General features: G+C 74.1%; 4 protein-coding genes. All 4 read left to right on the top strand.

Annotated features, from left to right (window positions below; translation table 11 throughout):
* Positions 1-161 precede the first annotated feature (161 nt).
* On the top strand, positions 162-848 hold the full coding sequence (locus AB0G16_RS27485) for a response regulator transcription factor (RefSeq protein ID WP_362810879.1): 687 nt from the start codon (positions 162-164) through the stop codon (positions 846-848).
* Positions 849-1,108: 260 nt separating this feature from the next.
* On the top strand, positions 1,109-3,064 hold the full coding sequence (locus AB0G16_RS27480) for an ABC transporter (protein ID WP_362810876.1): 1,956 nt from the start codon (positions 1,109-1,111) through the stop codon (positions 3,062-3,064).
* A complete protein-coding gene (locus AB0G16_RS27475) occupies positions 3,061-4,887 on the top strand; it encodes a GTPase (RefSeq protein ID WP_362810873.1) in 1,827 nt (608 codons plus the stop codon). The genes AB0G16_RS27480 and AB0G16_RS27475 overlap by 4 nt, the downstream gene beginning before the upstream one ends.
* A 180-nt stretch (positions 4,888-5,067) precedes the next feature.
* A partial coding sequence (locus tag AB0G16_RS27470) for an ABC transporter ATP-binding protein (protein ID WP_362810869.1) occupies positions 5,068-5,633 on the top strand: 566 nt, incomplete at its 3' end.

Here is a 5,633-nt window from a genome sequence, read left to right as displayed (position 1 = left end):
CCCCTGGTCTCCGGGATCGGTCGGCCCCTGGTCTCCGGCCCCGGCCGGCCCCGGCGGCAGGGCCTCCCGGGAGGCCGGTGGCGGGCTCTCCCAGGAAACGTTCAGCCCCGGCTGAGCCGCCCTCCAGCGGAGTGAGCGAACCTCGGGGGGTGCCGGACAGAGTGGAAGCCCGTTTGCTGGTCGTGGACGACGAACCGAACATCAGGGAGCTGCTCTCGGCCAGCCTGCGCATGTCCGGGTTCGAGGTGATGACCGCGGTGGACGGCCGGGAGGCCGTGCACTTCGCCGAGCGCCTCCGCCCCGACCTCGTCGTGCTGGACGTGATGCTGCCCGACATGGACGGCTTCACCGTGGCCGGGCGGCTGAGGGAGGTGAGCGGGCAGGTTCCCGTGCTCTTCCTGACCGCGCGCGACGGCACCGACGACAAGGTGACCGGGCTGCGCGTGGCCGACGACTACGTGACCAAGCCGTTCAGCCTGGAGGAGCTCCTCGCCCGGATCCGGGCCGTGCTCCGCCGCACCAGGGGGGACCTCGACCTGCCCGTCCGGTTGCGGGTCGGCGAGCTGGAGCTGGACGAGGAGGCGCACCAGGTCTGGCGTTCCGGGGAGCCGGTGCGGCTCTCGCCGACCGAGTTCAAGCTGCTGCACTACTTCATGGTCAACAGCGGCAGGGTGCTGTCCAAGGCGCAGATCCTCGACCACGTCTGGAACTACGACTTCGGCGGCGACGCCGGGGTGGTCGAGTCCTACGTCTCCTACCTCCGCCGGAAGGTCGACACGGCCGAGCCGCGGCTCATCCACACCCTGCGCGGGGTGGGCTACGTCCTGCGCCTTCCGCCCGGTGATTGAATTTTCAGCCGATATTCAGCTCTGACTGACCCGATCCGCAGTTTTGTGTGTTCAAATAGACGAAGCACCACCCCCGATCACCTCGGAACCGTCCGAGAGGCTCGGGTTCGCCTCCAGCTGCGGGGGAGACGAACCCTGCACGGCCTCCGGATGAGATCCGAGGGCAGTGCCCCACCGCTTTACCGAGTTCGCCCCCGTAACCCGGTCGAGCGGTGGGGCCAAACGCGTCTAGAGGGGTCCTCGCAGGGCAGGACGACCGTATGGGTGACAACGACGGTCTTCTGGAGACGCTGCGGGAGCTGCGGCGGCACCTCGGCCGCGAGCTGTTCCCCCTCGCGATCGGCGACGTCGCGGCCGAGCGCCGCGCGGCGCGTGAGCTGGCCGGGCAGCTCGACGACTACCTCATTCCCCGGCTGACCTCGATCGACGCCCCGCTGCTGGCCGTCGTCGGCGGCTCCACCGGGGCGGGCAAGTCCACGCTGGTGAACTCCCTGGTCGGCGCGGACGTCTCCGAGCCGGGCGTGCTGCGGCCCACCACCATGGCCCCGACCCTGGTCACCGCCTCGGCCGACCGCGAGTGGTTCACCGCCCAGAACGTGCTGCCCGGCCTGTCGCGCGTCACCGGCGGCGGCAGGGGCCAGCCGGGCACGATCCGGATCGTCACCGCCTCGGCGGTCCCGCCGGGCCTGGCCCTGCTCGACGCCCCGGACATCGACTCGATCGTCACCGCCAACCGCGAGCTGGCCGCGCAACTGCTGTCGGCCGCCGACCTGTGGCTGTTCACGACCACCGCCGCCCGCTACGCGGACGAGGTGCCCTGGAGCTTCCTGCGTACGGCCAGGGAGCGCAGCACGGCGCTGGCCATCGTCCTGTCGCGGGTCCCGCCGGAGGCCCTGGGCGTGGTGCGCAAGGACCTGACCCGCCTGCTGGAGGCCAACGGGCTGGGTGGCACCCGGCTGTTCGAGGTGCCCGAGCTGGTGCTGCCCGAGGAGAACGCCCGGCTGCCCCGCCAGGCCGTCCAGCCGGTCGCCGACTGGCTGCTGGCCCTCGCCGCCGACTCCCGCTCCCGGGCCGAGGTGGTGCGCCAGACGCTGTCGGGCGCGCTGGAGAGCCTGGCCGTCCGGGTGCCGGCGCTGGCCGCCGCCGTGGAGCGCCAGCACGCCGGGGCCGCGGAGCTGCGCTCGATGGCGGACGCGGCCTACGCCGTGGGCCTGTCCACCTTCGACGAGGGCATGCGGGACGGCACGCTGCTGCGCGGCGAGGTGCTGGCCCGCTGGCAGGACTTCATCGGGACCGGCGACCTGATGCGCTCCCTGGAGAGCCGGGTCGGCCGGTTCAGGGACCGGCTGGTGGCGCTCGTCATGGGGCGGCCCGCGCCCGAGAACGAGCTGCGGGTGGCGCTGGAGAGCGGGGTGGAGGCGCTGATCAGGGCCTCGGCCGACGGCGCCGCCGAGCGCCTGCTGGAGTCGTGGTCCTCGCACCCGGCCGGGCGGGCCCTGCTGGAGGACGCCGGGGTGGCGGTCAGCTCCCGGCTCGGCAGGGCCTCGGCCGACCTGCCCGCCAGGGCGCAGGACGCCGTCAGGGGATGGCAGGCGTACGTGCTGGACCTGGTGCGGAAGGAGGGGGCGGACCGGCGGACCACCGCGAGGGTCACCTCCTACGGGCTGAACGGGGCCGGGCTGCTGCTCATGATCGCGGTGTTCGCCTCGACCGGCGGGCTGACCGGTATCGAGGTCGGCATCGCCGGAGGCACCAGCGTGCTCAGCCAGAAGATCCTGGAGGCGGTCTTCGGCGACCAGGCCGTCCGTACCCTTACCGTCAAGGCCCGCTCCGACCTGCGGGCCCGGGTGGCGATCCTGCTGGGCGAGGACGCCGACCGCTTCACCGACCTGCTGGACGCGGTCCAGCCCGCGGACGACACCGCCCCGGCGCTGCGCGCCACCTCCGACGCCGTACGCGAGCACCTGCGCGAGCTCCCCGTCGCGGCCCGGCGGGCCGCGCTCCCGACGGGTCCCGAACGGCCGGAGGGCTCCTCACCCGGGACGCCCGAGGTGACCGGGAGGCCCGGGGTGACTGGCTCGCCCGGGGTGACCGGTTCGCCCGGGACGCCCGGGATCGCTCCCCGGATGAACGGGGACGGCGGCGGCCCACCGGGGGCGCGCGGCGGCCCCACCGGGGTGCCGAGGGTGAACGGCACGGAGGGGGACGAGGCGTGAAACTGCTGCGACGAGCCAAGACGGTCCCGCTGGACGACCGGCTGGAGGCGCTGGCGCGGGCCGCCGACCTCGCCGACGGGAGGCTGGACGCCGACGCGGTGGCGGCCGCGCGGTCGGTGGTCTCCCGCGCCGGGGTACGGGCGAGCCTGTCGGTCGACCACACCGCGGTCGCGCTGGCCGGGGCCACCGGCAGCGGCAAGTCCTCGCTGTTCAACCTGCTGTCGGGCACCTCGCTCGCGACGGTCGGGGTCACCAGGCCGACCACCTCCACCGCCCAGGCGGCGCTGTGGGAGGGGAGCGGGGCCGGGCCGCTGCTCGACTGGCTGGAGATCCCCCGCCGCCACGAGCTCATGGCCCCCTCCGGCGCGGCCTCGCAGGCGCCCGGCGCGGCCTCGCGGGCGTCCGACGACGGCGGGCAGGGCGCGGCTCCGCGGACGTCCGGCACGGCACTGCAGACGTCCGGTGCCGACGGGCAGGCGTTCGGGACGGACGGGGAGGCCGCGGGGCTGATCCTGCTGGACCTGCCCGACCACGACTCGATCGAGCCGTCGCACCGGATGGAGGTCGACCGGCTCGTCGAACTGGTCGACCTGCTGGTCTGGGTGCTCGATCCGCAGAAGTACGCCGACGCGGCCGTTCACGAACGCTACCTCCGGCCGCTGGCCCGCCACCGGGACGTCATGGTCGTCGTCCTCAACCAGATCGACCGCCTCTCCCCGGCCGCCGCCGAGCGGTGCCTGAAGGACCTGCGGCGCCTCCTGGACGAGGACGGCCTGACCGGCGTGCCGGTGGTCGGGATCTCCACCCGGACCGGCGCGGGCGTCCCCGGACTGCGTTCCCTGCTCGCCTCGCGGGTCGCCGACCGGAGGTCCTGGGCCGCGCGCCTCGCCGCCGACACGGGCATGACCGCGGACGCGCTCCTGCGGGCGTCCGGGGTCGCCCCCGGCGAGACGCCCCCCGCCGACGCGGGAAGCAGGCCGGACGGGCTGGTGAGACCGCTGAGGGACGCCCTCTCGGAGGCCGCGGGAGTACCGACGGTCGTCCAGGCCGTGGCCAGGTCGCACCGGCACCGCTCGGTCGCCGCCACCGGGTGGCCGCCGACCCGGTGGATCCGGCGCCTGCGTCCGGACCCGCTGCGGCGCCTGCGCCTCGACGCGGCGAGCAGGTCCTCGGACGGCGCGCGCGACCGGCACGACGCCGGTGACGCCGGTGACGCCGGCGACACGGTCGAGATCGTCGGGCGGACGTCGCTCCCGGCCGCGACCGTCGTCCAGCGCTCGCGGATGGACACCGCGATCCGCGAGGCCGCCGAGACCGCCTCGGCCGGGCTGCCCGCGCCGTGGGCGGCGGCCGTGCGCCAGGCGGCGAGGTCGCGCGGGGACGAGCTGGAGGACGGCCTGGACAAGGCGGTGGCGACCACCTCGCTCGGGGTGTCGCGGCGACCGCTGTGGTGGCGGCTGGCCGGGGTGGCACAGTGGCTGGCCCTGGCGACCGTGCTCGCCGGGGGGATCTGGCTGGTCGCCCTGGTGGCCCTGGACTACCTGCGGCTCCCGCAGCTCTACCTGCCGACCGCCGGGGAGCTGCCCTGGCCCAGCGCGCTGCTGATCGGGGGCGTGCTGCTCGGCCTGCTGATCGCGCTGCTCTCCCGGGTGGCCGCCTGGCTGGGGGGCCGCCGCCGCGCCCGCAAGGCGGCGCGGTCGTTGCGGGAGAGCGTGGAGCGGGTCGGCCGGGAGCTGGTGCTGGAACCGGTGGAGGAGGAGCTGACGCGCTACCACCGCTTCACCGAGGCGGTCGCGGTGGCCAGGGACGGCGCCCGGAGCTGACGCCGCCCGGAGGCGTGCCCCGCGTCCACCGGTACGACCCACGGGCTTCCGGGTTTTGGACATGAGTGATTCAAGGTTCTGACGAGGCTGTAACGTCTTTACCGCATATCTCCCCCCATCGACGCCCGGCCACCTCGTACGCGAACCGGCCGGGTGTTTTCCTGCCATCGGAGTCATCAAATGCCCGCAGCACTTGAGATCCACGGCCTGTGCAAGACCTTCGGTGAGAAGGTCGCCGTCGACCATGTGAACCTGACCATCCCCCAAGGCTCCTTCTACGGGCTCGTCGGCCAGAACGGCGCCGGCAAGACCACCACCCTGTCCATGGCCGTCGGCCTGCTCCGCCCCGACGAGGGCCACGCCCGGATCTTCGGTGCCGACGTCTGGTCCGACCCGGCCACGGCCAAGACGCTGGTCGGCGTCCTGCCCGACGGCATGGCCATGCCCGAACGCCTCACCGGCCGCGAGGTGCTGACCTACCTCGGGCTGCTGCGCGGGCTGCCGCGCGACGTCGTCGACCGGCGCGCCGAGGAACTGCTGTCCGTGCTGGAACTCGACGTGGCCGAGAAGACGCTCGTCATCGAGTACTCCACCGGCATGCGCAAGAAGATCGGCCTGGCCACCGCCCTGCTGCACGCGCCGAGACTGCTGGTGCTCGACGAACCCTTCGAGGCGGTGGACCCGGTCTCCGCCGCGACGATCAAGACGATCCTGCGCGGTTTCGTGGCCGGGGGCGGGTCCGTCGT

It is taken from the genome of Streptosporangium sp. NPDC023615 (assembly GCF_040640155.1).
Taxonomy (GTDB): Bacteria; Actinomycetota; Actinomycetes; order Streptosporangiales; family Streptosporangiaceae; genus Streptosporangium.
This window is presented reverse-complemented; position numbering and strand designations above follow the sequence as displayed.

What these genes read in the sequence shown, in the direction of transcription:
- AB0G16_RS27480 (WP_362810876.1), top strand. Translation starts at nt 1,109, where the DNA reads ATGGGTGACAACGACGGTCTTCTGGAGACGCTGCGGGAGCTGCGGCGG.